The organism is Vibrio sp. Y176, from assembly GCF_033438945.1.
The window spans coordinates 1-641 of the sequence record NZ_JAWOQS010000688.1 but is presented as its reverse complement, the minus strand read 5'-3'; the positions used below and the strand labels follow the sequence as shown (position 1 = coordinate 641).

General features: G+C 47.3%; 1 pseudogene. It reads left to right on the top strand.

What is annotated here, in order from left to right:
* Positions 1 to 622, top strand: a pseudogene (locus R7O13_RS28085) (AMP-binding enzyme); the annotation flags it as partial.
* Positions 623 to 641: the final 19 nt, after the last annotated feature.

The following is a 641-nucleotide window of genomic DNA, read 5'->3' as shown; positions in this document are numbered from 1 at the left end:
ATCCGCAGGCTTAGGCGTTGATGTGCAAGTATTTAATCCACAAGGTCACAGTGTCGTGGGTGAACGAGGTGAGCTGGTTTGCACCAATTCACTGCCGAATTTTCCTTCTGGGTTCTGGCGTGATTCAGGCGACCGTTACCATCGCGCTTAATGGGATAAGTTCGATCATGTTTGGCATCATGGCGACGATGTAGAAAAAAGTGAGGTTGGCGGTTTTGTTTTTTATGGCCGCAGTGACACCACTCTTAATCCAGGTGGCGTCAGAATTGGTACCGCAGAAATTTACCAACAGGTGAATGCTATTGATGGCATCGTCGACTCCATCGCGGTTGGGAAAGAAGTGGATCGAAATGAACAGATCTGGCTTTTTGTTCAATTAGAAAGCCAAGATGAGTTGGATGATGAGTTAATCGGCAGCATTAAAGCGCAGCTGAAATCGGCCTGTTCACCACGCCATGTGCCGAGTGCCATTTTCGCCATCAGCGATATTCCGAAAACGCGATCTGGCAAACTGGTAGAACTTGCCGTCAAGCAGGTTGTCAATGGTCGACAAGTTGAAAACTTAGGCGCAATTGCCAATCCAGAGATACTTCAAGAGATTCAAACCGCGATATCAGCTTAGATTCCACCCACAAAAAAGC